General features: G+C 65.8%; 4 protein-coding genes and 1 pseudogene. 3 read left to right on the top strand and 2 right to left on the bottom strand.

What is annotated here, in order from left to right:
• Both JMF90_RS29530 and JMF90_RS29535 read right to left on the bottom strand, forming a co-directional pair.
• Window positions 1-130: pseudogene (locus JMF90_RS29530) on the bottom strand (ATP-binding protein); the annotation flags it as partial.
• A gap of 279 nt (window positions 131-409) precedes the next feature.
• The gene (locus tag JMF90_RS29535; protein ID WP_006489451.1) at window positions 410-661 is read right to left on the bottom strand and encodes an accessory factor UbiK family protein; all 252 of its coding nucleotides are present in this window, start codon (window positions 659-661) and stop codon (window positions 410-412) included.
• Between the two features lie 355 nt (window positions 662-1,016).
• On the opposite strand from JMF90_RS29535, the gene JMF90_RS29540 reads away from it, so the two are divergent.
• From JMF90_RS29540 to JMF90_RS29550, 3 genes are all read left to right on the top strand, one after another.
• Window positions 1,017-1,355: a P-II family nitrogen regulator gene (locus JMF90_RS29540; RefSeq protein ID WP_006398175.1), complete on the top strand. Its 339-nt coding sequence runs from the start codon at window positions 1,017-1,019 to the stop codon at window positions 1,353-1,355.
• Between the two features lie 37 nt (window positions 1,356-1,392).
• Window positions 1,393-2,895, top strand: coding sequence for an ammonium transporter (locus tag JMF90_RS29545; RefSeq protein ID WP_006477712.1), 1,503 nt, complete (start codon window positions 1,393-1,395; stop codon window positions 2,893-2,895).
• Window positions 2,896-3,137: 242 nt separating this feature from the next.
• On the top strand, window positions 3,138-3,468 hold a 331-nt coding region (locus JMF90_RS29550), incomplete at its 3' end, for a glutamate--cysteine ligase (RefSeq protein WP_201325778.1).

The raw sequence follows: 3,468 nt of genomic DNA on the forward strand, positions 1-3,468 counted from the left end.
CGCGGACTTCGAGATCGGGCAGGCCGACGATCGAGAACGACGGCAACCCGTTGGCGAGATGGACTTCGACGGTGACGTCCGGCGCGCGGCCGGAGGCGGGCGCGCGACTGCGCACCACGGCGAGCGACATGGCGAGGCTCCTGTAAAAGCAGGCGGACGACGGCCGTTGGGGGCCGCATGCCGCGGGAATCGGAGGAATCGGGTGCGCGCTTGCCGGCGTGGCGCGGGGAAAGAACGAGGTGTTGCGGAACGACGAACTGCGAAGAGCGATGGACTGCGAAGAGCGGGGGTGCAGCGAAGAGCGGGGGTGCAGCGAAGAGCGGGGTGCAGCGAAGAACGACGGACGACGAAGCGTGGCGGAAGGTGGCGGGTGCGGGCCGCACGACGCGGCCCGCACCCGGGTAGAGCGTCAGGCCTGCGGGGCCGCGAGCTTCTGCTCGAGTTCGGCGACGCGCTTTTCGAGTTCCTCGAGGCGCACGCGGGTGCGGGCGAGCACCTGCGCCTGGGTGTCGAATTCCTCGCGCGTGACGAGATCGAGCTTCGAGAAGCCTTGCGACAGCATGGCCTTCACGTTGCGCTCGACGTCCTTGGCCGGCGAGTTTTTCAGCAAATCGCTGACGCGCGACTGCAGATCGTTGAAAACGTCGCTGGGTTGCTTCATGTGATTCCCCTTCCTTGCACAAAAAATGTGCATCTTCAGTTGCGTACGTGCCCATGATGCACGCATGACCGGAAATGGTGCGCGCGGGGCGCGAATTCCGGGCATGGCGCCCGCATGGGTGAATGGCCCGGCGATCCGGGACGTGCGTGCACTCTAGCAACGATCCTTTCGCCGCGCCAGCAAACCGGGCCATGTTGGCCATTCGGCCGGGCTTTTGCGCCTTACATCGCGGGATGCGACCCCGTTCCGGAGCCGTTCGAGACGGTGTTCGGGCCAACATGGCATGCGAGTTGCTGAGAAGAGTCCGTTACAACATTCCAACTCATTCGACGGGACAACCCAGCGAGAGGACTTCATGAAACTCATTACCGCAATCATCAAGCCGTTCAAGCTCGATGAGACGCGCGAGGCGCTGTCGGCGCTTGGCGTCTCCGGCATCACGGTGACGGAGGTGAAAGGGTTCGGGCGCCAGAAGGGGCACACCGAGCTGTACCGCGGCGCCGAATACGTGGTCGATTTCCTGCCGAAGATGAAGATCGAGGCGGCCGTGTCCGACGATCTCGTCGACCAGGCGGTGGAAGCGATCGAGCGGGCCGCGCGCACCGGCAAGATCGGCGACGGCAAGATCTTCGTCACGCCGATCGAACAGGTGATCCGGATTCGCACCGGGGAGACAGGCGCGGACGCGCTGTAACAGAACAGACAAGACAAGCGACAAGAGGAAACCCAAGATGCGAAAACTTCTGATGTCCCTGCTGATGGCCGGTTCGCTGATCGCGACCGGCGTCGGCTCCGCGCTCGCCGACGACGCGGCGTCCGCCGCGGCAGCTTCCGCGCCCGCCGCCACCGCTTCCGACGCGTCGGCTGCCGCTGCACCGGCCGCATCGGCGCCGGCCGCCGACGCATCCGCCGCTGCCGCACCGGCTTCGGGCACGGCCGACGCATCGGCTGCCGCCGCCGCGTCCGCGCCGGCCGCCCCGGCCGCGCCCACCGCCCCGTTCTCGGTCGATTCGTCGAAGATCAGCGCGGGCGACACGGCATGGATGCTGACGTCCACCGCGCTCGTGCTGTTCATGACGATCCCCGGCCTCGCGCTGTTCTACGCGGGCATGGTCCGCAAGAAGAACGTGCTCGCGACCGTGATGCAGAGCTTCGCGATCACCGCGGTGATCACGGTGCTGTGGACGGTGGTCGGCTACAGCCTCGCGTTCACGCCGGGCAACGGCTTCATCGGCGGCCTGTCGCGTGCGTTCCTGCACGGCATGAACTACATCAAGGGCGACAAGGCGACGACGCTGACCGTCAGCCATCTCGCGTCGACGATTCCGGAATCGGTCTACTTCGTCTACCAGATGACGTTCGCGATCATCACGCCGGCTCTGATCTGCGGCGCGTTCGCCGACCGGATGAAGTTCTCGGCGATGCTCGTGTTCATGACGCTCTGGTCGCTGATCGTCTATGTGCCGATCGCGCACATGGTGTGGGAGCCGACCGGCTGGCTGTCGGCCGACGGCGTGCTCGACTTCGCGGGCGGCACGGTGGTGCACATCAACGCCGGTATCGCGGGCCTCGTGTCGTGCCTCGTGCTCGGCAAGCGCGTCGGCTACGGCCGTGAATCGATGGCGCCGCACAACCTGGTGCTGACGATGATCGGTGGCTCGATGCTGTGGGTCGGCTGGTTCGGCTTCAACGCGGGCTCCGCGGTCGCGGCCGACGGCCGTGCTGGCTTCGCGATGCTGACCACGCAAGTGGCGACCGCCTGCGCGGCGCTCGGCTGGATGTTTGCCGAGTGGATCGCGAAGGGCAAGCCGTCGGTGCTCGGCATCGTGTCGGGCGCGGTCGCGGGTCTCGTGGCGATCACGCCGGCCGCCGGTTTCGTCGGCGTGGCGGGCGCACTGGTGATCGGTATCGCGGCGGGCGTCGTCTGCTTCTGGTCGGCTACCTGGCTCAAGTCCAAGCTCGGCTACGACGATTCGCTCGACGCGTTCGGCGTGCACGGCATCGGCGGGATTCTCGGCGCGCTGCTGACGGGCGTATTCGCGGTCAAGGACATCGGCGGCTTCGACGGCAGCCTGCTGCTGCAGGCCAAGGGCGTGCTGATCACGCTGGTCTACAGCGGCGTGCTGAGCTTCGTGCTGCTGAAGCTGATCGACCTGACGATCGGCCTGCGCGTGACCGAAGAGGAAGAGCGCGAAGGTCTCGACGTGATCCTGCACGGCGAGCACGTGGAATAAGTCACACGAATCAACGGCGGGCCGCCGCGACGACGGCGCCCGCCCCGAATGAGCGCAGCGACTTCGGCCCGCCTACCCGGCGGGCTTTTTTCTCCTGTCACCCGCTGCCGTAGCGGATAACCCTTCACTCTATCGGGTCAATAGCCGAAAAGTTCCTCGATATCCTTGCGAAGCCGGGAACAATCCCCAAATGGGCAAGGCAATTGCTCTACAATCTTCATTCTCCCGCTCGCGAGTGATTCATGGTTCCCCACCTCGTTACCGCGTTGAACGGTCCGCTGCTCGAACTCGAGCAGAAGATCCTCGACGCGACGCCTGCGATCGAACGCTGGTTCAGGCTCGAATGGCAGGAACACACCCCGCCGTTCTATTGTTCGGTGGACCTGCGCAATGCCGGCTTCAAGCTGGCGCCCGTCGACGCGAACCTGTTTCCCGGCGCGTTCAACAATCTGCCGTCCGAAGTGCTGCCGCTCGCCGTGCAGGCCGCGATGGCCGCGATCGAGAAGATCTGCCCGGACGCGAAGAATCTGCTCGTGATTCCCGAGCTGCCGACCCGCAACGCGTTCTACCTGG

This window comes from Burkholderia sp. E168m23 (genome assembly GCF_016586125.1).
Classification (GTDB): Bacteria; Pseudomonadota; Gammaproteobacteria; order Burkholderiales; family Burkholderiaceae; genus Burkholderia; species Burkholderia orbicola.